This window comes from Rhodococcus sp. WB9 (assembly GCF_007558985.1).
GTDB classification, from domain to species: domain Bacteria; phylum Actinomycetota; class Actinomycetes; order Mycobacteriales; family Mycobacteriaceae; genus Rhodococcus_F; species Rhodococcus_F opacus.
Genome location: NZ_CP041769.1, coordinates 4,856,254 through 4,879,960, shown reverse-complemented (window position 1 = coordinate 4,879,960; position 23,707 = coordinate 4,856,254). Strand labels below are relative to the sequence as shown.

The window sequence follows — 23,707 nt, the reverse complement described above, 5'->3', positions numbered from 1 at the left end:
ACGTGCTGGCAGAGATCAGGATCGACAACCTCGGTGTGATCTCCGAGGCGTCGGCGCAATTCCACGAAGGTTTGACGGTGCTCACCGGTGAGACCGGTGCGGGCAAGACGATGGTGGTGACGAGCCTGCACCTGCTCAGCGGTGCGCGAGCGGACGCCGGCCGGGTGCGTCTCGGCGCGCCCCGTGCCGTGGTCGAGGGCCGTTTCATGACGGACGAGGGCTCGGAGCACGTCGAACGTGCCGTTTCCCGGCTGCTCGAATCGACCGGCGCGGAGCGGGACGAGGACGGCACCATCATCGCGGTGCGGACCGTCGGCAGCGACGGACGGTCCCGCGCCCACCTCGGTGGGCGCAGCGTTCCGGCGGGCGTGCTGTCCGAGTTCACCGATCCACTGCTCACCGTTCACGGTCAGAACGATCAGCTGCGGCTCCTCCGGCCCGACCAGCAGTGCGCCGCCCTGGACAGGTTCGCGGACAAGACAGTCGGCCCGCTGCTGGCGCGGTACCGCAAGCACCGCGACGAATGGGTGACCGCACGGTCCGAACTGATCGAACGCACCGGCCGTACCCGGGAACTCGCGCAGGAGGCCGACCAACTGACGTTCGCCCTCAACGAGATCGATGGCATCGCGCCCACTCCGGGTGAGGACGAGTCGATCGTGACGGAGGTCCGCAGGCTCAGCGAACTCGACTCGCTGCGCTCGGCGGCCGAGGAAGCGCACGCCGCGCTCGCCGGCGGCGACGACATGGACGGCGACGGTGTGGGCGCACCCGCGCTGGATCTGTTGTCCGAGGCGCGGGCCCGGATCGAATCGGCGACCGACCCCGAACTCGACGGGCTCGGACCGCGTCTCGCCGACGCGATCGCGGTGGTCACCGATGTCTCCGCCGACCTGACCACGTATCTCGCCGGGCTTCCGGCGGATCCGGGGGCACTGGACTCCTTGCTGTCGCGGCAGGCGGAACTGAAGAACCTCACCCGCAAATACGCCGCCGATGTCGACGGCGTACTGGAATGGGCAGATAACGCCCGTGCGAGGCTCGAGAAGATCGACGTGTCCTCCGATGCTCTGGCGGCGCTGACGAAGCAGGTCGAGGAGTCGGCGGCGTCCACCGCGGAGGCCGCGTCGAAGCTGACCGCGGCGCGCGTCAAGGCGGCGGCCAAACTCGCCAAGGCAGTCAGTTCCGAACTCGCAGGTCTGGCGATGGGCCGGGCCGCTCTCGAGGTGTCGGTCCGCCCCCGGATCGCCGGACCTCAGGACACGGCACCGCTCACCATCGACGGGACGGAACTGCACGCGGGATCGTCCGGCGTCGACGAAGTGGAATTTCGGCTGTCGGCGCACAGCGGCGCTCAGTCGCTGCCCATCAGCAAGAGCGCGTCCGGCGGTGAACTCTCGCGCGTGATGCTGGCCCTCGAGGTCGTGCTCGCCGGGTCCGATTCGGGCGCGACGATGGTGTTCGACGAGGTCGACGCCGGCGTCGGCGGTCGGGCCGCGGTCGAGATCGGCCGGCGGCTGGCCCGGCTCGCCCGGACACACCAGGTCATCGTCGTGACGCACCTGCCGCAGGTCGCGGCATTCGCGGACACCCACCTGGTGGTCGACAAGGTCGACGACACGGACGGGGTCGTCAGCAGCGGTGTGCACGCACTCACCGACGACGAACGGGTGGTGGAACTGGCGCGCATGCTCGCCGGACTCGACGACACCGAGACCGGTCGGGCGCACGCGGAGGAACTGTTGGCCACCGCCAACGCCGAGCGTTCCGTCTGAACCAGCCCGGCGGACCGTCAGCCGCACCCGTGGTAATGGTGTGACTGATGTGGTAAACGGTTCGGCGCGCCTCCACAGGTCGGTCCTGCTTCCGGTCCATCATCGAACTCATGAAGATGCCGGCACTGCTGTCACGTAACACCGAAACTTTGCCTGGGGTCAGCGGCATCGCCAGGGTGGATCGCAACACGGCCAAGTTGCTGCGACGCGTCGGACCCGGTGACATCGTCGTTCTCGACGAGCTCGACCTCGATCGCGGGACCGCGGACGCCCTGGTGAAGGCCGGCGTTCTCGCAGTGATCAACGCATCGCCCTCGATCTCGGGGCGTTATCCCAACCTCGGTCCGGAGGTGATCGTCGCCAACGGCATCCTCCTGGTGGATTCGGCCGGCGCCGAGATCTTCAAGAGCATCAAGGACGGCAGCAAGGTCCGGGTGAACGGGGGAGGTGTCTACTCCGGGGAACGGCGCATCGCCAAGGGCGACGAACAGACCGAGGCGGAGATCTCCGACCGGATGATCGAGGCGAAGACCGGTCTGGTCGACCACCTCGAGGCGTTCTCCGGCAACACCATCGAGTTCATCCGCACCGAGAGTCCGCTGCTGATCGACGGCGTCGGAGTCCCCGACGTCGACGTCGACATGAAGGAACGGCACGTCGTGATCGTGTCCGACGGCCCGGACCACGCCTCCGACCTGAAGAACCTCAAGCCGTTCATCAAGGAGTACTCGCCGATCCTCATCGGCGTCGGGGCAGGCGCCGACGTCCTGAAGTCGGCGGGCTACCGCCCGGATCTCATCGTCGGCGACCCCGAGGACATCACGAGCGCGACGCTCAAGTCGGGCGCCGAGGTGGTTCTTCCCGCCGACCAGGACGGTCACGCACCCGGTCTGTCACGGATCCAGGACCTCGGCATCGGAGCGATGACGTTCCCCGCCTCCGGATCCCCGTCCGACCTGGCGCTGCTGCTGGCCGATCATCACGGTGCGTCGCTGATCGTCACGGTCGGGAGCACCGTCTCCCTCGACGAATTCTTCGACCGCGGCCGCCGCGACAGCAACCCGTCGGCATTCATGACCCGCCTGAAGGTTGGGCCGAAACTGGTGGACGCGAAGGCCGTGGCGACCCTGTACCGGAGCCGGGTGTCGGGCGGCGCGATCGCGCTGCTCGTACTGGCCGCACTGGTCGCGGTGATCGTCGCCCTGGTGGTGTCGAACATCGGTGGTGAGGCACTGGACTGGGCCGTCGCGACATGGAACAGCTTCGCGTTGTGGGTCCAGGGGTTCTTCAAGTGATTTCTCTGCGTCAACATGCCATTTCCATAGCGGCGATCTTCCTGGCTCTGGCAATCGGCGTGGTGATGGGTTCCGGCCTGTTGTCGAGCGGCCTCGTGTCGGGGTTGCGCGACGACAAGGCCGACCTGCAGACCGACGTGGAGAAGGCGAACGAACGCAACAACCAGCTGACCGAGCAGTTGAACTCGGCGGACGGCTTCGATTCCGCGGTCGGCGGCCGGGTGGTGGCCGACTCTCTCGCGCAACGCACCGTGATGGTCGTGACGACCCCGGATGCCGACCCCGCCGACCTCGACGGGGTCAACCGCATGATCGCGCAGGCCGGTGGATCGGTGACCGGCCGGGTGTCGTTGACCGATTCGTTCGTGGATGCCACGGGCGGTGACCGGCTGCGGACAGTCGTCAACAACGTGATCCCCGCGGGTATCACGCTGAAGACCGGGGCCGTCGACCAGGGCAGCCTGGCCGGTGACCTGCTGGGCTCGGTCCTCATGCTCGGCGAGGAGACGGGCCAGCCGCAGAGTTCCGCGCAGGAGATGGCGCTCGCCCTCGAGACCCTCCGCGGGGCGGGATTCGTCAGCTACGACGACGGTGCGGTCCAACCGGCACAGGTCGCGGTGGTGCTGACCGGCGATCGCGACGTGGAGGACGGCGTCAGCGGCAACCGCGGTGCCGTGGTGGCCCGGTTCGCAGGCGCGTTGGATTCGCGCGGTGCCGGGGCGGTTCTCGCCGGGCGTCCGGCCTCGGCGCAGGGCAACGGTGCGGTCGCCGTGGCGCGGGCCGATGCCTCCCTCTCCGCGGTGCTGACCACGATCGACAACATCGACCGGGAAGCGGGCAAGATCACCGTCCCGCTCGCGCTGCAGGAGCAACTGAACGGCGGCGCCGGCCGGTACGGCACCGGGCCCGGTATCACCGGAGTCACCGTGGGGGCCATCCCGGCGTAGCGCGCGTCACATCGGGGCGGGCAATCGCGGCGCGTTGTTTCCGGGACGTACGTCAAGGTGTTACCGTGAAGTCCCGTGGGTCGGCAGGCCCCAGCATTGCTCGAACAGACCAAGCCCTGCACAGTCGTCACGGGAGCCCCTTTGCCACAGTCACGCACTCATTCGCGTACCGCTACCAAGCACATCTTCGTGAGCGGCGGCGTCGCCTCCTCACTCGGCAAGGGCCTCACAGCCTCGAGCCTCGGGCAATTGCTCACCGCGCGGGGAATGCGCGTGACCATGCAGAAACTGGATCCGTATCTCAACGTCGATCCGGGCACGATGAACCCCTTCCAGCACGGTGAGGTGTTCGTCACCGAGGACGGCGCCGAGACCGACCTCGACGTCGGTCACTACGAGCGCTTCCTCGACCGTGACCTGTCCGGTCAGGCGAATGTGACCACCGGCCAGGTGTATTCGACGGTCATCGCCAAGGAGCGGCGCGGCGAATACCTCGGCGACACCGTCCAGGTCATCCCGCACATCACGGACGAGATCAAGAGCCGGATCCTCGCCATGAGCGGACCGGACCTCCAGGGACACCGGCCCGACGTCGTCATCACGGAGATCGGTGGCACCGTCGGTGACATCGAGTCGCAGCCGTTCCTCGAGGCCGCCCGTCAGGTGCGCCACGACGTCGGTCGCGACAACGTCTTCTTCCTCCACGTCTCCCTGGTGCCGTACCTGGCGCCGTCGGGCGAGCTCAAGACGAAGCCCACCCAGCACTCGGTCGCGGCCCTGCGGAACATCGGTATCCAGCCCGACGCGCTGATCCTGCGCTGCGACCGCGAGGTTCCCCCGGCGCTGAAGAACAAGATCGCGCTCATGTGCGACGTCGACGTCGACGGCTGCATCTCGACCCCCGACGCGCCCTCGATCTACGACATCCCGAAGGTGCTGCACAGCGAGGGCCTCGACGCGTACGTGGTGCGTCAGCTGGGTCTGCCGTTCCGCGACGTGGACTGGACCGTGTGGGGCAACCTGCTCGAGCGCGTCCACCAGCCGCGCGAGACCGTGCGGATCGCCCTCGTCGGAAAATACGTCGACCTGCCGGACGCCTACCTGTCCGTCACCGAGGCGCTGCGTGCCGGTGGGTTCGCGAACCGCTCGAAGGTGGAAATCTCCTGGGTGCCGTCCGACGCGTGTGAGACGGAGGCGGGCGCGCAGGCCGCCCTGGGCGACGTCGACGGCGTGCTGATTCCCGGTGGCTTCGGAATCCGCGGTATCGAGGGCAAGCTCGGCGCGATCAGGTACGCGCGCCACCGGAAGATCCCGCTGCTCGGACTGTGCCTCGGCCTGCAGTGCGTCGTGATCGAGGCCGCGCGCAGCGTGGGTCTCGACGACGCCAACTCCGCCGAGTTCGAGCCCGAGACCACGCACCCCGTGATCTCCACGATGGCCGACCAGGAAGACGTCATCGCCGGCGAGGCGGACCTCGGTGGCACGATGCGCCTCGGCGCGTACCCCGCCGTCCTGGCGAAGGGGTCCGTCGTCGCCCGGGCGTACGGCAGCGAAGAGGTGTCGGAGCGCCACCGTCACCGCTACGAGGTCAACAACGCGTACCGCGACCGGATCGCGAAGAGCGGACTCCGGTTCAGCGGGACCTCGCCGGACGGTCACCTCGTCGAGTTCGTCGAGTACCCGGCCGACCAGCACCCGTTCTTCGTCGCGACTCAGGCGCACCCCGAGCTGAAGAGCCGTCCGACGCGCCCGCACCCGCTGTTCGCGGCGTTCGTCGCCGCGGCGTTGAAGCACAAGCTCGAAGAGCGGCTTCCCGTCGACGTGCACGGCGAGGAGCGGGCCGCCGCCGTCGCCACCGATGACGAGCTCGCCGACTCCGCCGACCGCGACGAGGTCGCGTCCGTCGACAGCGCGGGATAGGGCGAGACCGACCATGACCGACACCGGCCGGCACGAATTCGAGACTCTCGACTCGCGCGCCGTCTACAGCGGCGCGATCCTCGCCCTGCGGGTGGATCACGTCGCGATGCCGGACGGCCGGACCGCCGAACGTGAGGTCGTCGAGCACCACGGCGCCGTCGCCGTCGTGGTGCTCGACGACGAGGACCGGGTCGTCCTGATCCACCAGTACCGGCACCCGGTGGGGTGCCGGTTGTGGGAGATCCCGGCGGGCCTGCTGGACGAGCCGGAGGAGGACCCCGTCGACGCCGCCGGGCGCGAGCTGGCGGAGGAGACCGGACTCGGAGCCCGTCGCTGGTCCGTTCTCGTGGACGTCGTTCTCTCGCCCGGATTCACGGACGAGTCGGTGCGCGTGTTCCTCGCCGAGGACCTGTACGACGTGGACCGGCCCGACCCGGAGGACGAGGAAGCCGACCTCGAGATCGAGCGGATTCCACTCGACGAGGTCGTGTCGATGGTGCTGAACGGGACAATCGTGAACGCCACGGCCGTAGCCGGTGTGATGGCCCTCGCGGCCGCCCGGTCCCGGCCGGGCGGCCGCGGCGAACTCCGCGACGTGACCGCGCCGTGGGTCGATCGCCCCGACAGGTTCAGCGAGAGAAAACGCTCGCGCGCCGCCGGGGACGAGGCCGCGCGGGCGTGACATGGTGATTGCGCGGCAGGTGGATTCGTACCTCGACCACCTGGCCGTCGAGCGCGGAGCTGCGCGCAACACCCTCGGTTCGTATCGCCGCGACCTCGAGCGGTACACGCAGTTCCTCGCGGACCGGGAGGTCACCGACATCGGGCGCATCCGCGAGCAGGATGTCAGTGACTTCGTGATCGCTCTGCGAACAGGCGATCCGGCTCGCGAACTGCCGCCGCTGGCCGCGAGCTCGGCGGCCCGCGCCCTGATCGCGGTGCGCGGATTCCACCGCTTCGCCGCGGCCGAGGGGATGACCGCCGTCGACGTCGCCCGGGACGTGCGGCCGCCGTCGCCGGCGAAACGGCTCCCCAAATCCCTGCCGGTCAACGAGGTGCTGGCGCTGCTGGAGGCGGTCGGAGGCAGCGGACCCGCAGACGGACCGCGGGCGGTCCGCGACCGCGCGCTGCTCGAGTTGCTGTACTCGACGGGCGCCCGCATCTCCGAAGCCGTCGGCCTGGACGTCGACGACGTCGACACCGAGACCCGGTCGGTGCTGCTGCGGGGCAAGGGCGGCAAGCAGCGGGTGGTGCCGGTGGGCCGGCCCGCAGTCGAATCCCTCGACGCCTACCTGATCCGGGGCCGGCCGGCACTGGCGTCACGCGGAACACCCGCGCTGTTCCTCAATGTCCGCGGCGGACGGCTGTCCCGTCAGAGTGCGTGGAAGGTGCTGCAGACCGCGGCGGACGCGGCGGGCATCTCGTCGGCGGTGTCACCGCACACACTCCGTCACTCGTTCGCGACCCACCTGCTCGACGGCGGCGCCGACGTCCGTGTCGTCCAGGAGCTGCTGGGACATGCCTCGGTGACGACAACCCAGATATATACGCTGGTGACAGTGGGTGCGCTGCGCGAGGTGTGGGCCGGAGCGCACCCTCGGGCGAGGTGACGGAAAGCGTGTCGAGGGGAAAATTCACGGTACGAGGCGGTAGCGTTCGTATAACGATGTGGGATCGGCAGCGATCATCGAGAGAACAGGGGATCATCGGACCGTGGTGACACCGCAGCCGCCAGCGGCGGAGTCAGAGCACTCGCAACAGGAGGGCGACATGTTCGTGCGGCAAACCGAATCCGCAGCCTTGTTCGAGGACGCTGCCGTGGTCGTGGAGGAAGAGCTCGGCCCCACGGGGCGGCCGACGCGCGAGGTGCCGGAACCGGCACCGTTGCCCTCGCACGGCCCGGCCAAGATCATCGCGATGTGCAACCAGAAGGGTGGCGTCGGCAAGACGACGTCGACGATCAACCTGGGAGCGTCGCTGGCCGAGTTCGGCCGCCGTGTCCTGCTCGTCGACCTCGATCCCCAGGGGGCGCTGTCCGCGGGCCTCGGCGTCGCCCATCACGACCTCGAACTGACCGTCCACAATCTGCTCGTCGAGCCCCGTGTCGCGATCGACGACGTCCTGATGCGGACACGTGTCGAGGGCCTCGACCTCCTGCCGAGCAACATCGACCTGTCGGCGGCGGAGATCCAGCTCGTCACCGAGGTCGGGCGGGAACAGACGCTCGGACGTGTGCTGCATCCGGTGCTCGACCGGTACGACTACGTCCTGATCGACTGCCAGCCTTCCCTCGGTCTGCTCACGGTGAACGCGCTTGCCTGCGCGGACTCGGTGATCATCCCGATGGAATGCGAGTACTTCAGCCTGCGCGGCCTGGCGCTGCTCAACGACACGGTCGAGAAGGTTCACGACCGGCTCAACCCGCGGCTCGAACTCGCCGGCATCGTCGTCACGATGTTCGACTCGCGGACCCTGCACGCGCGTGAGGTGATGGCCCGTGTGGTGGAGGTGTTCGGGGATCTCGTCTACGACACCGTGATCAACCGCACCGTGCGCTTCCCGGAGACCTCGGTCGCCGGGGAGCCGATCACAACCTGGGCGCCGAAATCGACCGGCGCCGAGGCGTACCGTGCTCTGGCACGCGAGGTCATACACCGGTCCGGCCGGTAAGTGGTGAATACGCAAGACATTTCGGCTCCACCGCAGACCGAGGGCTCGCAGACCCAGGTATCGCACGCCGAGAATCAGGCGCCCGCGGTCAAGCCCGGCTTCCGGGTGACGCTGCGGAATTTCGAGGGACCGTTCGACCTGCTCCTCACCCTGATCAACCAGCGACAGCTGGACGTCACGGAAGTCGCGTTGCACCAGGTGACAGACGATTTCATCGCCTACACCCGCACGCTGGGCGCGGAGATGGGTCTCGATCAGACCACCGAATTCCTGGTGGTCGCGGCGACGCTGCTTGATCTGAAGGCGGCCCGTCTGCTCCCCGCGGGGCAGGTGGAGGACGCCGAGGACCTCGCGCTCCTCGAGGCGCGCGACCTGCTGTTCGCCCGGCTGCTGCAGTACCGCGCGTACAAGCAGGTGGCGCAACTGTTCGGCGAGCTCGAGGCGGCCGCGCTGCGCCGGTACCCGCGGTCGGCGGCACTGGAGGACCAGTTCACCCAGTTGCTGCCGGAAGTGCTGCTCGGTGTCGACCCGCAGCGGTTCGCGGAGATCGCCGCGACCGTGTTCACACCCCGCCCGAAGCCCACCGTGGGACTGGACCATCTGCACGACATGCACGCGGTGTCGGTGCCGGAACAGGCGGCGCGGATGCTGGAACTGCTCCGCGAACGCGGGGCCGGGGAGTGGGCGACCTTCGGCGACCTGGTCTCGGAGTGCGAAGTGACCACCCTGATCGTGGCAAGATTCCTCGCGCTGCTCGAGCTGTATCGCGAGCAGTCGGTGTTGTTCGAACAGGCGGAGCCGCTCGGGGAATTGCTGGTGAGCTGGACCGGGGAGGGCGCACACGCCCCGGTGACCGAGGAGGATTACGGATGAGTTCGGCCCCGTTCGACGAGTCGGACGACGAGGGCGCCGTCGACGCAGAACCCGAGCTGTCGGACACCGAACTCGAAGCTGTACTCGAGTCGCTGCTGCTGATCGTCGACTCTCCCGCCGGAGCCGAACAGCTCGCCTCCGCGACCGGCGCTTCTGTGAATCGCGTCACCGACGTGCTGAACCGCATGTCCGCCGAGCTCACCGCCCGTGGAAGCGGGATGGACCTCCGATATGCCGGTGACGGTTGGCGTCTCTACACGCGCACCGCGTACGCACCCTACGTGGAACGTCTCCTGCTCGACGGTGCCCGGTCCAGACTGACGAGGGCGGCTTTGGAAACTCTGGCCGTGGTGGCATACCGTCAACCGTTGACCCGCGCACGGATCAGTGCGGTGCGCGGCGTCAACGTGGATGGTGTGGTGCGCACACTTCTCGCTCGCGGATTGATCGCCGAAGCCGGCGTCGATCCCGATACCAACGCCACGCAGTATTCGACGACGGAGCTCTTCCTGGAACGGCTCGGCTTGGCGTCTCTCGCCGATCTTCCCGCCTTGGCCCCGCTGTTGCCGGACGTGGATCTGATAGATGACATCAGTGACAGTCTGGAATCTGACCCACGATTTGCGAGAATGAATAAAGCTACGGCTTCCACAGAAGAGTTGGACACCGGGCTGGACACCGAAGACTGACAGGGATAGTACAAAAGTGAAGAAACCCGCTCGCCGAGATGGCACACCGGATCGCAACAACAAGAAGCAGCGCCCCACCAGGTCGGAGACCGGGGGTCGCTCGGACAGGTCGGAGGCCGGAGGGCGACCGAGCCGCTCCGAGACCGATCGGCGTCCGACCAGGTCGGACGCCGTCAAGGGCAAGTCGGGCAGGCCCGACTCCGCGGCTGCGAAGAACAAGCGCGGCAAGCCCAAGTCGGCCAAGCCGCAGCGCGCCCAGGCCCACGCGCCCAAGATCAGCAACGCCAAGCCGGCCCGGCACCAGTACGCCGACGCCGCCGATCGGCCCGTCGGCCCGCCGCAGGGCGACGGCATGCGACTGCAGAAGGTTCTCGCCCAGGCCGGCGTCGCGTCGCGCCGTGCGGCCGAGGAACTGATCTCGCAGGGTCGCGTCGAGGTCGACGGCCGCATCGTCATCGAGCAGGGCCTGCGCATCGACCCCGAGAACGCGGTGGTGCGCGTGGACGGGGTCCGCGTCGTGGTGCAGAAGGACCTGGTCCACCTCGCGCTGAACAAGCCCCGCGGCTGGCAGTCGACGATGTCGGACGATCTGGGTCGCCCGTGCGTCGGCGACATCGTCTCCGAGCGGGTCGCCGCAGGTCAGCGGTTGTTCCACGTCGGTCGACTGGACGCCGACACCGAGGGACTGCTGCTGCTCACCAACGACGGTGACCTGGCGCACCGGCTGATGCACCCGTCCTTCGAGGTGTCGAAGACATACCTGGCGACCGTGTCGGGTGCCCTCGAACGCGGTGTCGGCAAGAAGCTCAAGGAGGGTGTCGAGCTCGACGACGGACCGGCGAAGGTCGACACGTTCACGCTCCTCGACATCAACGAGGGCAAGTCCCTCGTCCGCGTCACCCTGCACGAAGGCCGCAAGCACATCGTGCGCCGCCTGTTCGAGGCCGTGGGACACCCCGTCATCCGGCTCGTCCGGACGGACATCGGCGCCGTCGCTCTCGGCGACCAGCGTCCCGGCACGCTCCGCGTACTCGGTCGAGGCGAGGTCGGCGGTCTCTACGGGGCGGTGGGCCTGTGAGTACGTCGTCGCTGGTCGTCGCGATGGACGGCCCGTCCGGAACCGGGAAGTCGAGCGTCTCGCGGATGCTCGCGCAGCGGCTCGATGCCCGGTACCTCGACACCGGCGCCATGTACCGGATCGCGACGCTGCATGCGCTGCGCAAGGGCGTGGACCTCTCCGATCCCGCAGCGATCGCCGACGCGACCGCCGGTCTGCCGTGGTCGATCGGCACCGACCCATCGGGCGAGCAGGTCCTGCTCGATGGGGAGGACGTGGGGGAGGAGATCCGCGGCGACGCGGTGACCAAGGCCGTCTCGGCGGTCTCCGCCGTTCCCGCCGTGCGTGAACTGCTCGTCGCGGCGCAGCGCCGTCTCGCGGGTGAGGCCGAACGGATCGTCGTCGAGGGCCGGGACATCGGCACCGTCGTGATCCCGGACGCCGACGTGAAGATCTACCTGACCGCCTCGGCGGAAGCCCGGGCCCAGCGCAGGAATGCGCAGAATCTCGCGGACGGACGAGGCGACGACTACGCGGCCGTGCTGGCCGACGTGCAGCGTCGTGACCACCTCGACTCCACGCGCGCCGTGTCGCCGCTGCGGCCGGCCGACGATTCCGTGCTGGTCGACACCAGCGAACTCGGAATCGACGACGTGATCGGCAGGTTGCTGCTGGTGGTAAGCGAAAGAACTGGAGCAGGGCAGTGACCGAACAATTCACCACCGAGTTCGCAGGCGACGGCACCTGGAGCGAAGAATCCGACTGGGAGGTCCTGGACCTCGAAGACGGCGGCGACGGAGAGTCCCACGTCCCGGTTCCCACCCTCGCAGTGGTCGGGCGCCCGAACGTCGGCAAGTCGACGCTCGTCAACCGGATCATCGGCCGACGCGAGGCCGTGGTCGAGGACATTCCCGGTGTCACCCGGGACCGCGTCTCGTACGAGGCGAACTGGAGTGGCCGCCGCTTCATGGTGCAGGACACCGGCGGCTGGGAACCCGACGCCAAGGGCCTGCAGCAATCGGTGGCCCGGCAGGCGGAACTGGCGATGCAGACCGCGGACGCGATCCTCCTCGTCGTCGACGCCGTCGTCGGCGCCACCGCGACGGACGAGGCCGTGGCCAAGGTGCTGCGCCGGTCCAAGACCCCGGTTCTGCTGGTGGCCAACAAGGTGGACGACGGCCGCACCGAATCCGAGGTGGCCGCACTGTGGTCGCTCGGTCTCGGACAGCCGCACTCGGTGAGCGCCACGCACGGCCGCGGTACCGGCGATCTCCTCGACGAGGTGCTCGCCGCACTCCCGGAGACCCCGCGTGAAGGCATTCCTGGCGGCGGGCCGCGACGCGTGGCTCTGGTCGGGAAGCCGAACGTCGGGAAGTCGAGCCTGCTGAACAAGCTGTCGGGCGACGAGCGTTCGGTGGTCCACAACGTCGCGGGCACCACCGTCGATCCGGTCGACTCGATCGTGGAGCTCGGCGGCAGGCCGTGGCGATTCGTCGACACCGCCGGTCTCCGCAAGCGGGTCAGCCACGCCAGCGGCGCCGAGTTCTACGCATCGCTGCGGACGAAGAGCGCCATCGAGGCCGCCGAGGTCGCGATTCTGCTGATCGACGCATCCGAGCCGATCTCGGAGCAGGACCTGCGCGTGCTGAGCATGGTGGCGGACGCCGGCCGGGCCCTCGTCATCGCGTTCAACAAGTGGGATCTCGTCGACGAGGACCGGCGCCTCCAGCTCGACCGGGAAGTCGATCGGGACCTGGTGCGGGTGCCGTGGGCGCAGCGCGTCAACATCTCGGCGCAGACGGGGCGCGCGGTGCAGAAGCTCGTCCCCGCCCTGGACACCGCACTGGAGTCCTGGGACAAGCGCATTCCCACGGGCCGGCTCAATACCTGGCTCAAGGAAGTCGTCGCCGCGACGCCGCCGCCGATGCGCGGTGGCCGGCTGCCTCGCGTGATGTTCGCCACGCAGGCCGGAACACGTCCGCCGACGTTCGTGCTGTTCACGACGGGGTTCCTGGAAGCGGGCTACCGCCGGTTCCTGGAGCGGCGTCTGCGCGAGGAGTTCAATTTCGACGGCAGCCCCGTCCGCATCTCGGTGCGGGTGCGGGAAAAGCGTGAGCGGCGAAGTCGTTGATCCGACAGAATGCGCTCCGACCAGGCGATTAGCGTTACGGACTGCCCCTGATGTAATCTCATCGAGCACCTGAACGAGGGTGTGGACGGGCTGTGGCGCAGCTTGGTAGCGCACTTGACTGGGGGTCAAGTGGTCGCAGGTTCAAATCCTGTCAGCCCGACCAGATGATCAGCGAAGGCGGTTTCCCGGAAACGGGAAACCGCCTTTTCTTGTCTCCGGCCCCGCGAATTCGGGTGTCTCCGACACCGTGCGGGACTCAATCCGTGACGATGACCGGATCGCCGATCTTGGCGTTGTCGTAGAACCACCGTGCGTTCTCGGTGCTGAGGTTGATGCAGCCGTGGCTGACGTTCTCGACGCCCTGCGAGTTCACCGACCATGGTGCGGCATGCACGAAGATCCCGCCCCACGTGATGCGGGTGGCGTACTCGACGTAGAGGCGGTAGCCCTCCTCGTCATCGATCGGGACGCCGTACGTCGACGAATCCATGATCATGTCGCGGAACTGCTCGATGACGGGGAACGTCCCGAGCGGTGTCTCGTATCCGGGTTTGCCCATCGACGCAGGCATGGTCTGCACGACTTGATCGTTGATGCTGACCGTGAACTGGTGCGTCGTCGTGTTCGCGACGGCGACGAGTGCGTCACCGACCTGGAACTGCGACCTCGCGCCCGCCGCCTCGACGGTCACCCGGGTGTCGGCCGGCCAGAAGTGGTCCGGGGTCCACTGCACGGTGCGGTCGTCGATCCAGGAGAACTGCCCGGGCACGGGTTTCGAGGGGGTGATCTGGACACCACGCTCGGCGAGCGCGCGATCGGGCACCGGTGACGCGAACCGGACGACGACAGGATGCGCGATGCCGACGACCTGCCCGCTCGCGGGGGAGAAAGTCGGCGCGACGACCTTCCCCCTCACTGTCGGGGAATGCGCCGACGCGGTGGCGCTCACTCCGCACACGGCCAGAGCCGCGAGCACCGAGACGAGAAACAGACGTCCGACCTGCTGTGCTTTCCACATGCCGTCCAGCCCTTCAGAGACTGTGAGCGTCATTTCAGTTAACCACGGCGATATCGGACAGCGGAACCAGGGAAACTGGATGCAGTACGCGCATCACAGGACGACGGATGACGCATCCGCCGTCACATCGGCCGCGTTTCGCCGGTCACACAGTTGACAGACCGCGACGGAAGGACGTGACCGATGAACGAGAACGACATGCTGGCGCAGCAGTTCGAGGCCCATCGCACACACCTGCGGGCGGTGGCCTACCGGATGCTCGGCTCGATCGGCGAGGCCGAGGACGCCGTGCAGGAATCCTGGCTGCGACTGAGCCGCACCGACGCCGGCACCGTCGAGAACCTGGGCGGCTGGCTGACGACGGTAGTGGCACGGGTGTGCCTGAACATGCTGCAGTCCCGCAGGTCACGGCGGGAAGATCCCCTGGATGCGGCAGTGCCCGACCCGATCGTGACCCGGGCGGACGGCAGTGACCCCGAACACGAGGCGGTGCTCGCCGATTCGGTCGGTCTCGCGCTGCTCGTGGTCCTCGGCACGCTCACTCCTGCGGAGCGACTGGCATTCGTGCTGCACGACATGTTCGCGGTGCCCTTCGAGGACATCGCCCCGATCGTGGAGCGAACCCCGGCGGCCGCCCGGCAACTGGCCAGCCGCGCACGCCGGCGTCTGCAGGGAGCCCCCGTTCCCGACACCGATCCGGTCCGCCAGCGTGTGGTCGTCGACGCGTTCCTGGCGGCCGCGAGGAGCGGCGACTTCGACGCGCTCGTGGCCGTGCTCGATCCGGATGTCGTGCTCCGCGCCGATACCGGAGCGTTGCCGGCGGGAGCGTCCACGATGGTGCGCGGCTCGGAGACGGTCGCGGGCCGGGTCCTCGGGTTCGCCCGGCTGGCTCGATTCGCGCATCCGGCACTCGTCAACGGTGCCGCCGGAGTGGTCGCGATCTCCGACGGGCAGCTGCTGTCGGTCATCGGCGTCACGATCCGGCGCGGGAAGATCGTCGAGATCGACATCCTCGCCGACCGCGAGCGCCTCGCCGGGCTCGTCGTCGAGAACCTCGATTGACGAGCCCACCGGGGTCAGTTCGTGCGTTGCTCGGCGTCTCCGTGAGCGTTGCCGGTGCGCAGGCCGATCAGGGCCGCGGCGACGAGGAAGATGCTGCCGGTCAGCAGCGCCCGCTGGAAGCCGAGGGTGAGTGCCTCGGGCACAGGCGAATTGGCTGCGAGCAGATGCTGTGAATGTGACGTGGCGATCGCGGCGAAGATCGCGAGACCGAGTGCGCTGCCGACTTGCTGTGAGGCGTTCAGCAATGCTGCCGCGAGCCCTGCCTCGCCGGCAGGCACACCGGCGTTGGCTGCGGTCGTGACGCCGACGAAGACGGCGCCGAGACCGAACGACACGATCATCAGTCCGGGCAGTAGATCGCTGAGATAGGAGCCGTCGACGGGGATCCGGGACAGCAGGTAGAGGCCCATCGAGGCCACCAGCGCTCCCGCGACGACGACGGGACGGGTTCCGGTCCGGGTGAGCACCTGGGACGAAATCCCGGCGGCGACACCGACACCCAGGCAGAGCGGGAGGTAGGCCGCACCGGTCTGGATGGGGGAGTAGCCGAGAACGTTCTGCATATAGAGAGTCAGGAAGAAGAACATCGCGATGAGACCCGCAAAGGCGATCAGCCCCGTGGCATTCGCGGCTGCCAGACCCTTGACACGGAAGATCGACAGCGGCAGCAGGGGGTGCGGGCTGCGCTGCTCGTTGATCACGAACGCCACGATCAGCACGAATGCACCGGCGAACCCGGCGATCGTGCGGGCGCTGCCCCAGCCCTGGTCGGGTGCCTTCACCAGGGCGTAAACGAGCAACAGCATCCCGCCGGTGCCGAGCACACTGCCCGCGACGTCGAAGTTCGCGAACCGGGCGCGGCGCCGGTCGCCGGGAATGAGCGCGAAGACCGCCGGAAGCACGAGCGCGCACGCGACAGGGTTGACGAACAGCACCCATCGCCAGCCCGGCCCCTCGGTGAGAACGCCGCCGAGAAAGACACCGACGGCGGAAGCGAGACCACCCACCCCGGCCCAGACGCCGAGCGCGGTATGCCGCTCGGGGCCCTCCTCGAACGTCGTCGTCAGAATCGACAGCGCGGCCGGAAGCATCAGTGCCGCACCGACACCCTGCGCGAGTCGCGCCCCGATCAGGACTTCCGCGCTTCCGGCGAACCCGCCGATCAGCGACGACAGCCCGATCACGACGGTGCCGGTGACGAGCACGCGACGGCGACCGAGCAGGTCGGCCAGGCGGCCGCCGAGCAGCATGAATCCGCCGTAGGTGAGGAGGTATGCGCTCGGTACCCATTGCAGTTCCTGAACCGAGATGTCCAGGTCGCTGCGCATGTCGGGCAGGGCGATGTTGACGATGGATGCGTCGACGAAGTCGAGAAATGCCACGGCGCACAACAGCGTCAGCGTGAGTGTGCCGCGGGCGGTGGAGAGAAACGGGCGTGCCGGGGTCGATCGCCCGGCCTGGGAGGTGTCGCTGACCGAGATGTCCATGTCGAAGCCTTCCTGGTCCTTGCGGGGGGCGCCGCGTTGCGCGCCGTCACCTCTATGACCGACGGCCCGGCGGCGATGTGACCGCGCCGCGACTGCGTCGCGCGTACTGTCGGAACCCGGCAGGTCACGGAAACGGGAGGCTGGCATGGCTGGACGGTTCGAAGGCACTGTTGTGATCAATCGCCCCATCGAGGAAGTGTTCGAGTACCTCGCCGCCGGGGTCAACGACCGGGACTTCAGTCCCCGGGTGCAGGAGATCGTGAAGAAGACGGACGGTCCGCCGGGCGTCGGCACTATCTTCGTCAGCACCGTCAAGGACGCCGGGATGACCACGAAGCGGGAGTTCGAGATCACCGAATTCGAGGTGCCACGGAAGATTCGCTGGGCGGAGCGTTCGAAGAATTCCGTCACCGCGAAAGAGGGTGGTTACGACCTCGAACCCTCGGGCGCAGGCACCAAGGTGACGATCTTCAACGTGCTGGAGGGTCACGGAATCGGAAAGCTGATCGCACCTCTCGCCCTTCGAGCGGCCCGGAAGGACGCACCCGCTTTCGCACAGCGGATCAAGGCCGCCGCGGAAAGATGACCTGCCCTACCGTGCCGGAATGACGAGCGCCAGTACCTGATCGACGTTGTCCGCGAGGCTGTCCGCCGCGGTGTCGTCGCCCGACAGATGCCGTGCGAGGCTCTGCTGGAACAGTCCGTCGAAGACCGCGTACATGGTGGCCGGGGCGATGGTGATCGTGCGCCCCGCCAATTCCGCGTACCGGGACACGATGCGCCAGATCATGTTTTCGAGACTCTTGTCGATCGCCGCGACGTCTGCGCGGAACGACTCCTCGAACAGCGACTGCGAGCGCAGGTCGTACCAGAGGCGATGCATGGTGGCCTCGTCGCGGAGCGAATCCACCAGCACCCGGCCGAATCCTGCCTTCAACTCCTCGGGAGTGTGCGCTGTGGCGACCACGCCGTCGTATCGCGTGACGCACCGGGCCTTGTAGTGCCGCACGCAGTGCGTGATCAGATCGACCTTGTCGCTGAAGTAGTAGTGCAGGACGCCGTGGGAGAACTCGGAGTTCTGGGCGATCTCCCGGAGGCTGGTGCGGGCGTAGCCGAGTTCCGAGAGCGTCTGCAACGCGGCCTCGGCGAGCTGATCCCGGCGCTCGGCGAATTTGTCGACCTGGCGGCGCGAGACCCGATCGGCGTTCTTCTCGGCGACGGGTGTCACGGCATTCTTCCTGTTCGGCTCACATGGTCCAGCACGGTGTGCATCAGTCTAGCCCGCGTTCCTTGACGACTGTGTAACAAAAACTTGACAGTCGTCAAGAGAATTCTTGACAGTCGTCCAAACTCGAATACTCTGTGATCCACACCACATTGCGGACTCGATCTCGTGACGTGGTTTCCGCGAATCGTCTCGTACGAAGGCAGGTCGGAATGAGCGTGAGTGATCTTGCAGGACGGAAAGCGCTGGTCACCGGTGGTGCGAAGGGGCTGGGCGCCGGTATGGCTGCCGCCCTCGCCGACGCCGGTGCGGCGGTCGTGATCGGCGACGTCCTCGAGGAGGAAGGTCGCGCGACTGCCGACTCCGTCGGGAAGTCGGGTGCCGCCACCGGATTCGTGAAACTCGACGTCACCGACGACGGCAACTGGGAGCGTGCCGTCGCTGCGACCGTGGAGCAACTCGGCGGATTCGACCTCCTCGTCAACAACGCGGGCATCGAGATCTCGTCCCTCGTGGTCGACATCGACCCCGCCGACATTCGCCGGATGTGCGACGTCAACATTCTCGGTGTCGCACTCGGCCTGAAACACGGTCTGCGCGCCATGCGTCCCGGAGGCGCGGCGGGAGCGGGCGGGGCGATCGTCAACGTCTCCTCGGTGGCCGCGACGATCCCGTTCCCGGGCATCGCCGGGTACTCCGCCACCAAGTCGGCCGTCGACCGGCTGACCAGGGTCGCGGCCCAGGAGGCCGGCAAGCTGGGGTACGGCGTCCGCGTGAACTGCGTGTACCCCGGGCTGGTCGCCACGGAGATGGGACTCGGGCTGGCTGCCGACATGGAGAGGCTCGGGCTGTGGCCCAGCGCCGACGCCGCGGTCGCCGACGTGATCGACCTGACTCCGCTCGGGAGGCTCGGCGAGGTCGCGGACATCGCCGACACCGTCGTCTTCCTGGCCTCCGACGCCGCTCGCTTCGTCACCGGGATCGGCCTGCCGGTTGACGGTGGCATGGGCATGTAACCGATCTCCCCGGACTTTTCTCCCATTCTGAAAGGCGCGTCATGACCGACAAGAAGCCCGTCATCGTCTACGGAGTCTCCGGTTACACCGGGCGGCTCGTGTGTGAATACTTGCGCGAGTTCAACATTCCGTTCATCGCTGCGGGACGGGACAAGAAGCGGATCCGGGAAGTGCTCGACCGCATTCCCGGGCTGGACACCGTCGACCACGAGGTTGTCGAGGTGGAGCACACCGTCCCGGCGCTGACCGAACTGTTCAGCGGTGCACGGGTTGTCAGCAACATGGTCGGCCCGTTCATCAAGCACGGTGCCGTCGTCGTCGAGGCGGCTCTTGCCGCGGGTTGTCACTACACCGACACGACCGGTGAGCAGGACTGGGTTCTGGACGTGCAGGCGAAGTTCGGCGACAAGTTCGCGGAGAAGGGGCTGCTGTTGTCTCCGGGCGTCGCGCAGATGTACACCACGGGTGAGATCGCCGCGAACATCGCGCTGGAGACGCCGGGGTTGGACACTCTCGACATCCTGGTGTTGTGGAAGGGTTTTCCCACCTACGCGTCCACGCAGACGATCTTCACGATCCTCAAGGCCGACTGGTACTACCTGGAACAGAACCGATACCAGAAGTGGGACCCTGGTACCACATTCGAGGTCGTGGTGCCAGGACAGCACCAGATGGCCCTCGCGCTGCCGTGGGGCGGCACCTGTCATCCCGTGTGGTTCAAGGACGATCCGCGGGTCGCGAACGTGAAGGCGGCCGGCGGCGTGTTCGACCGTTCCGTGATGGAGGGTGTCGTCGCGACGCAGAAGATGGTCGAGGAGCAGATCAAGACCCTTCCCGCGGACGAGCAGGACGCGGCGCTCGCGGAGATCGCCGGTTCCGTGCAGGCGGGAATGCCGCCGAGGGAGAACCCGCGCGTCAACACGTCGCTCGACTCCGTGTACGCGTCGGGCCCGCTGGGTCGGGCGCACTGCGTCATCCACGGAAACTGCAATTACAAGCAGACGGGGCTCCTGCAGGCGTACGCCGCGTACTCCCTGTTGCAGCAACCCCCGAAGCGAACCGGTCTCGCGTCGGCGTGCCAGGCGTTCGGGCATCGCGAACTCCTGGGAGTCCTGCGCAGCTTCGGTCTCGTGATGGAGCCGGTTCTCACCGTGCAGAGCTGACCGTCCCGGCCGCGACTTCGAGGAGGACCGCACCATGCGCTTGACCGACTACCTCGACAAGGGTGCCTCGCTCGGTCCGTCGTCGCCGTGCCTGACGATGGGCGACCGGACACTGACGTACGCCGATGTCCAGGACCTGAGCCGGCGCGTCGCGGCCGCGCTGGCACGGTCGGGGATCGGCGCGGGCGACAAGGTGGCCGTCCTGTCCGGCAACGACCCGGCCGCGTTCTCCTGCGTGTTCGGGATCAGCCGGGCGGGTGCGGTGTGGTGCCCGATCAACCTGCGGAACGAGGCGGCGGAGAATCGGGACCTGCTCGACCTTTTCGACTGTCGCTGCCTGATCTTCCAGAAGGCGTTCGCGCCCCTGGTCGATCGGATCCGGCAGCAGTTGCCGCTGCTGACGACCCTCGTGTGTCTCGACGGCGACGAGGAGTACGCCCACCCGTTCGGCGACTGGCTGGGCACCGAACGGCTCGACATCGCCCCCGTCGACGACCTCGCGCTGATCGTCGGCACCGGCGGGACGACGGGGAAGCCGAAGGGGGTGATGCTCACCGGCCGGAACATCGAGACGATGTCTGCGCTGACCCTGATGAGCTACCCGTTCGACGGCAGACCGGTCTACCTCGCCCTCGCGCCGTTGACGCACGCGGCCGGTGTCCTGTGTTTCCCGATCCTCACCCTCGGCGGGCAGGTGGTCATCATGCCCGCGCCCGACCTGGGGCAGTTCCTCGCGCACATCGACCGGGACCGGGTCACCCACACCTTCCTTCCGCCGACCCTGATCTACATGCTGCTGGACCACGCAGACCTGGAGACGACGGACCTGAGTTCGCTGCAATGCTTCTGGTACGGCGCGGCGCCGATCTCGCCGACCCGGCTCGAAGAAGCGCTGACCCGCATCGGGCCGGTGATGGCCCAGCTGTTCGGGCAGAGCGAGGCGCCGATGATGATCGCGACGATGGCGCCGAAAGACCATTTCTGTGCGGACGGTTCGGTCGCGACCGCCCGGCTGAGCTCCGCGGGCAGGCCCTCCCCGCTGGTCACCGTCGCGATCATGGACGGGCAGGGGACGCTGCTACCTTCAGGTGAGCGCGGCGAAGTGGTGGTGCGCAGTTCGCTCGTCATGACGGGGTATTACAAGAATCCCGTTGCGACGCAGGAGGCGTCGGCCCACGGTTGGCATCACACGGGCGACATCGGGTACCTCGACGAGGACAACTTCCTGTACATCGTCGACCGCGCCAAGGACATGATCATCACCGGCGGATTCAACGTCTATTCCGTCGAAGTGGAACAGGCGCTCATGGCGTACCCCGGAATCCAGGACTGCGGGGTGATCGGGCTCCCCGACGAGAAATGGGGCGAACGTGTCGTCGCCGTCGTCCAGTCCCGAGCCGGAACACCGATCGAGGCCGACGCACTCACGGCGTTCGTGAAAGCGCGCATCGGCAGCGTGAAGACCCCGAAGGACATTCTGGTCTGGCCCGATCTGCCTCGTTCCACACTGGGGAAGGTCCTCAAGAACGAGATCAGGCAGCAGCTGCTCGACTGACGGCGGGCGCGGGGTTCGAAACGCGGGGGATCGGAGCGTGGGTTTCGCCGCGACTGGCGATACTGTCGGGTGATGGTGAATGGGCACGCACTGAGCAGGGGACGGCTCGCCGACGCGCTGGCACGCTTCGAACCACGGATCGTGGACCCGACGAATCGGCGGTCCGCGGCGGTCGTGATCGCCGTGATGAACGACGGCGCCGACGGTCAGGCCGTTCCGCTGACCATGCGCCCGAGCAAGATGCGCGCGCACCCTGGGCAGTTCGCGTTGCCCGGCGGCGGAGTGGATCCGGGGGAGACCGGCGCGGACGCCGCCCGGCGCGAGCTGCACGAGGAACTCGGCCTCGACGTGGAGCCGTCCGCGGTGCTCGGTAGGCTCGACGACTACGTCACCCGCTCCGGGTACGTCATCACACCGTTCGTCGTGTGGTCGGACCAGCCGATCACGTCGCTCGTCCCCAATCGCGAGGAAGTGGCGGAAGTGTTCTCGGTGGGCGTTCCCGAGATCGACGCGGAGCCGCGCTTCGTCGAGATCCCCGAATCGTCGAAACCGGTGATCCAATGGCCGTTCCGGCGTCACCTCGTGCACGCCCCGACAGGCGCGGTCGTGTACCAGTTCCGGGAGGTCGCGCTGCACGGCAGGCACACCCGGATCGACGGTTTCGACCAGCCGGTCTTCGCCTGGCGTTAGCGAGATCACGTCGAGGGGGAGGCGACTAATCTCACGGTTCGTGACCTTCTTCGAGTCTCTCGCCCGCAAGCTCGACCGCACCGGTGTCGACCCCGTCGTCTGGCACGCCCCGCCGCCACCACCTCAGACGGGAGTGCTCGCGCCCAACGGGATGCTCGACGACGCGCATCGCTGGACGCTCCCCACCGGGGAAGGCCCGGAGGACGTTGCAGTCGATCACGACGGCCGGGTGGTCACCGGAGGCAACGACGGCCGGATCTGGCGGTTCGACAGCCGCGGACACGCCACCCAACTCGCGAACACCCACGGTCGGCCCCTCGGGGTCGAGATACTCGACGACGGCCGATTCCTGATCTGCGACGCCGAGCGCGGTGTGCTGCGAGTCGACGAGAAGGGACGCATCGACGTGCTCGCCGACGCCGCGGTCGGGCGCCCGCTCGTGGCGTGCAACAACTCGGCGGTCGGCCGGGACGGCATCGTGTACTTCACCGACTCCTCGGCGCACTTCACGATCGCCGACCACCGCTACGACCTTCTCGAGCACCGCGGGACCGGCCGCCTGCTGCGTCTGGACCCGCGGACGGGGGAGACCGACCTCCTGGCCGAGGGACTGCAGTTCGCCAACGGCGTGGGACTGGCCTCGGACGAATCGTTCGTCCTCGTCGCCGAGACCGGCTCGTACCAGATCTCCCGCGTCGACCTGACCGGCCCGTCGCAGGGCAGGACGTCGGTGTGGGCCGCGAATCTGCCCGGCATACCGGACAACATGACGTCCCAGACGTCTGACGGCCTGTTCTGGGTGGCGCTCTACAGTCCGCGGATGCGGTTGCTCGACCTGCTCGCGCCGTACCCCACGCTGCGCATCGTCGCGGCGAACCTGCCGGAGTCGGTGCAACCGAATCCGGAGCACGCCGGCTGGGTGATCGCCCTCGATCACCGCGGCGAGATCGTGCACAGCCTGCGCGGAGGCAAGGGCAGCTATTCCCCCATCACAGGTGTGCGGGAGCACGACGGGTGGCTGTACCTGGGAAGTCTGACCTCGGACGCCGTCGCACGCGTCCCGGCCCCACCCCCACCGGGGCTCGCGCCGGGCGAGTGACACGGTCGGACGGACGGGACGATCGACTGAACACC

General features: G+C 67.9%; 21 protein-coding genes, 1 tRNA gene and 1 pseudogene. 20 read left to right on the top strand and 3 right to left on the bottom strand.

Annotation, left to right across the window (positions count from 1 at the left end):
• Positions 1 to 2: 2 nt before the first annotated feature.
• The 13 genes from recN to FND50_RS22575 all read left to right on the top strand — a co-directional run bounded on the left by recN (position 3) and on the right by FND50_RS22575 (position 13,520).
• Positions 3 to 1,775, top strand: a complete 1,773-nt coding sequence (recN, locus tag FND50_RS22635) for a DNA repair protein RecN (protein ID WP_144287188.1) — start codon at positions 3 to 5, stop codon at positions 1,773 to 1,775.
• 110 nt (positions 1,776 to 1,885) lie between these two features.
• Entirely contained in the window at positions 1,886 to 3,070 is a 1,185-nt protein-coding gene (steA, locus tag FND50_RS22630) for a putative cytokinetic ring protein SteA (protein WP_005243185.1), read from the top strand.
• Positions 3,067 to 4,017, top strand: a complete 951-nt coding sequence (locus tag FND50_RS22625) for a copper transporter (RefSeq protein WP_144287187.1) — start codon at positions 3,067 to 3,069, stop codon at positions 4,015 to 4,017. The genes steA and FND50_RS22625 overlap by 4 nt, the downstream gene beginning before the upstream one ends.
• A 141-nt stretch (positions 4,018 to 4,158) precedes the next feature.
• A complete protein-coding gene (locus FND50_RS22620; protein WP_144287186.1) occupies positions 4,159 to 5,937 on the top strand; it encodes a CTP synthase in 1,779 nt (592 codons plus the stop codon).
• 13 nt (positions 5,938 to 5,950) lie between these two features.
• On the top strand, positions 5,951 to 6,619 hold the full coding sequence (locus FND50_RS22615; RefSeq protein WP_144287185.1) for an NUDIX hydrolase: 669 nt from the start codon (positions 5,951 to 5,953) through the stop codon (positions 6,617 to 6,619).
• A 1-nt stretch (position 6,620) separates the two neighbouring features.
• Positions 6,621 to 7,547 (top strand): site-specific tyrosine recombinase XerD, encoded by a 927-nt coding sequence (gene xerD, locus FND50_RS22610; RefSeq protein WP_007295572.1) that lies wholly within the window; start codon positions 6,621 to 6,623, stop codon positions 7,545 to 7,547.
• Between the two features lie 160 nt (positions 7,548 to 7,707).
• Positions 7,708 to 8,607, top strand: a complete 900-nt coding sequence (locus FND50_RS22605; RefSeq protein ID WP_397492338.1) for a ParA family protein — start codon at positions 7,708 to 7,710, stop codon at positions 8,605 to 8,607.
• Positions 8,608 to 9,480 (top strand): ScpA family protein, encoded by an 873-nt coding sequence (locus FND50_RS22600; protein WP_144287183.1) that lies wholly within the window; start codon positions 8,608 to 8,610, stop codon positions 9,478 to 9,480.
• Positions 9,477 to 10,169: an SMC-Scp complex subunit ScpB gene (gene scpB, locus FND50_RS22595; protein ID WP_144287182.1), complete on the top strand. Its 693-nt coding sequence runs from the start codon at positions 9,477 to 9,479 to the stop codon at positions 10,167 to 10,169. Before FND50_RS22600 ends, scpB begins: the two co-directional genes overlap by 4 nt.
• A 16-nt stretch (positions 10,170 to 10,185) precedes the next feature.
• Positions 10,186 to 11,247: a pseudouridine synthase gene (locus FND50_RS22590; protein ID WP_007295576.1), complete on the top strand. Its 1,062-nt coding sequence runs from the start codon at positions 10,186 to 10,188 to the stop codon at positions 11,245 to 11,247.
• Positions 11,244 to 11,933 (top strand): (d)CMP kinase, encoded by a 690-nt coding sequence (gene cmk, locus FND50_RS22585; RefSeq protein ID WP_144287181.1) that lies wholly within the window; start codon positions 11,244 to 11,246, stop codon positions 11,931 to 11,933. The genes FND50_RS22590 and cmk overlap by 4 nt, the downstream gene beginning before the upstream one ends.
• Positions 11,930 to 13,357, top strand: coding sequence for a ribosome biogenesis GTPase Der (gene der / locus FND50_RS22580; protein WP_037229374.1), 1,428 nt, complete (start codon positions 11,930 to 11,932; stop codon positions 13,355 to 13,357). Before cmk ends, der begins: the two co-directional genes overlap by 4 nt.
• A gap of 86 nt (positions 13,358 to 13,443) precedes the next feature.
• Positions 13,444 to 13,520, top strand: a tRNA-Pro gene (locus tag FND50_RS22575).
• Positions 13,521 to 13,613: 93 nt separating this feature from the next.
• On the opposite strand, the gene FND50_RS22570 is transcribed toward FND50_RS22575, so the two are convergent.
• Positions 13,614 to 14,375 (bottom strand): L,D-transpeptidase family protein, encoded by a 762-nt coding sequence (locus FND50_RS22570; protein WP_144289140.1) that lies wholly within the window; start codon positions 14,373 to 14,375, stop codon positions 13,614 to 13,616.
• 183 nt (positions 14,376 to 14,558) lie between these two features.
• On the opposite strand from FND50_RS22570, the gene FND50_RS22565 reads away from it, so the two are divergent.
• Positions 14,559 to 15,437 (top strand): sigma-70 family RNA polymerase sigma factor, encoded by an 879-nt coding sequence (locus FND50_RS22565; protein ID WP_144287180.1) that lies wholly within the window; start codon positions 14,559 to 14,561, stop codon positions 15,435 to 15,437.
• A 266-nt stretch (positions 15,438 to 15,703) separates the two neighbouring features.
• Here FND50_RS22565 and FND50_RS22560 read toward each other — a convergent pair.
• Positions 15,704 to 16,924, bottom strand: a pseudogene (locus tag FND50_RS22560) (MFS transporter); the annotation flags it as partial.
• Between the two features lie 145 nt (positions 16,925 to 17,069).
• Here FND50_RS22560 and FND50_RS22555 point away from each other — a divergent pair.
• A complete protein-coding gene (locus FND50_RS22555) occupies positions 17,070 to 17,510 on the top strand; it encodes an SRPBCC family protein (RefSeq protein WP_144287179.1) in 441 nt (146 codons plus the stop codon).
• 6 nt (positions 17,511 to 17,516) lie between these two features.
• Here the strand turns inward: FND50_RS22555 and FND50_RS22550 are convergent, their stop codons facing one another.
• On the bottom strand, positions 17,517 to 18,152 hold the full coding sequence (locus FND50_RS22550) for a TetR/AcrR family transcriptional regulator (protein WP_005264189.1): 636 nt from the start codon (positions 18,150 to 18,152) through the stop codon (positions 17,517 to 17,519).
• A 209-nt stretch (positions 18,153 to 18,361) separates the two neighbouring features.
• On the opposite strand from FND50_RS22550, the gene FND50_RS22545 reads away from it, so the two are divergent.
• The 5 genes from FND50_RS22545 to FND50_RS22525 all read left to right on the top strand — a co-directional run bounded on the left by FND50_RS22545 (position 18,362) and on the right by FND50_RS22525 (position 23,672).
• A complete protein-coding gene (locus FND50_RS22545) occupies positions 18,362 to 19,165 on the top strand; it encodes an SDR family NAD(P)-dependent oxidoreductase (RefSeq protein ID WP_144287178.1) in 804 nt (267 codons plus the stop codon).
• 41 nt (positions 19,166 to 19,206) lie between these two features.
• The gene (locus FND50_RS22540; protein ID WP_144287177.1) at positions 19,207 to 20,328 is read left to right on the top strand and encodes a DUF5938 domain-containing protein; all 1,122 of its coding nucleotides are present in this window, start codon (positions 19,207 to 19,209) and stop codon (positions 20,326 to 20,328) included.
• Between the two features lie 34 nt (positions 20,329 to 20,362).
• Entirely contained in the window at positions 20,363 to 21,883 is a 1,521-nt protein-coding gene (locus FND50_RS22535; RefSeq protein ID WP_144287176.1) for a long-chain fatty acid--CoA ligase, read from the top strand.
• Between the two features lie 72 nt (positions 21,884 to 21,955).
• The gene (locus FND50_RS22530) at positions 21,956 to 22,573 is read left to right on the top strand and encodes a CoA pyrophosphatase (RefSeq protein ID WP_144287175.1); all 618 of its coding nucleotides are present in this window, start codon (positions 21,956 to 21,958) and stop codon (positions 22,571 to 22,573) included.
• A 40-nt stretch (positions 22,574 to 22,613) separates the two neighbouring features.
• On the top strand, positions 22,614 to 23,672 hold the full coding sequence (locus FND50_RS22525) for an SMP-30/gluconolactonase/LRE family protein (RefSeq protein WP_144287174.1): 1,059 nt from the start codon (positions 22,614 to 22,616) through the stop codon (positions 23,670 to 23,672).
• The last annotated feature ends 35 nt before the right edge of the window (positions 23,673 to 23,707 follow it).

Excerpts from the sequence above, each read along its gene's own strand:
- steA (WP_005243185.1), top strand. The coding sequence starts at position 1,886 with ATGAAGATGCCGGCACTGCTGTCACGTAACACCGAAACTTTGCCTGGG.
- FND50_RS22615 (WP_144287185.1), top strand. The coding sequence starts at position 5,951 with ATGACCGACACCGGCCGGCACGAATTCGAGACTCTCGACTCGCGCGCC.
- xerD (WP_007295572.1), top strand. The coding sequence starts at position 6,621 with ATGGTGATTGCGCGGCAGGTGGATTCGTACCTCGACCACCTGGCCGTC.
- FND50_RS22605 (WP_397492338.1), top strand. The coding sequence starts at position 7,708 with ATGTTCGTGCGGCAAACCGAATCCGCAGCCTTGTTCGAGGACGCTGCC.
- scpB (WP_144287182.1), top strand. The coding sequence starts at position 9,477 with ATGAGTTCGGCCCCGTTCGACGAGTCGGACGACGAGGGCGCCGTCGAC.
- FND50_RS22570 (WP_144289140.1), bottom strand. The coding sequence starts at position 14,375 with ATGTGGAAAGCACAGCAGGTCGGACGTCTGTTTCTCGTCTCGGTGCTC.
- FND50_RS22565 (WP_144287180.1), top strand. The coding sequence starts at position 14,559 with ATGAACGAGAACGACATGCTGGCGCAGCAGTTCGAGGCCCATCGCACA.
- FND50_RS22555 (WP_144287179.1), top strand. The coding sequence starts at position 17,070 with ATGGCTGGACGGTTCGAAGGCACTGTTGTGATCAATCGCCCCATCGAG.
- FND50_RS22545 (WP_144287178.1), top strand. The coding sequence starts at position 18,362 with ATGAGCGTGAGTGATCTTGCAGGACGGAAAGCGCTGGTCACCGGTGGT.
- FND50_RS22540 (WP_144287177.1), top strand. The coding sequence starts at position 19,207 with ATGACCGACAAGAAGCCCGTCATCGTCTACGGAGTCTCCGGTTACACC.
- FND50_RS22535 (WP_144287176.1), top strand. The coding sequence starts at position 20,363 with ATGCGCTTGACCGACTACCTCGACAAGGGTGCCTCGCTCGGTCCGTCG.
- FND50_RS22530 (WP_144287175.1), top strand. The coding sequence starts at position 21,956 with ATGGTGAATGGGCACGCACTGAGCAGGGGACGGCTCGCCGACGCGCTG.